The 302-nt window shown below is 50.3% G+C and carries 1 rRNA gene; it reads left to right on the top strand.

The features are described from left to right. A 23S ribosomal RNA gene (locus tag ACZ92H_RS29665) occupies positions 1-302 on the top strand; the annotation flags it as partial.

Genomic DNA, 302 nt, shown 5'->3' with positions numbered 1-302 from the left:
ACCCTTTTAGGGTATTGCATACTGAATACATAGGTATGCAAGGCGAACGCGGCGAACTGAAACATCTAAGTAGCTGCAGGAAAAGAAATCAACCGAGATTCCCAAAGTAGCGGCGAGCGAAATGGGAGGAGCCTGTACGTGATAGTCGGACCGATAACAGAATCCTCTGGAAATAGGAGCCATAGCGGGTGATAGCCCCGTATGTGAAATCGGACCGGTGGTACTAAGCGTACGACAAGTAGGGCGGGACACGTGACATCCTGTCTGAATATGGGGGGACCATCCTCCAAGGCTAAATACTC

The sequence above is a fragment of the Janthinobacterium foliorum genome (assembly GCF_978021625.1).
The sequence above is the reverse complement of the archived record's forward strand: the minus strand, read 5'-3'. Positions and strand labels throughout refer to the sequence as shown.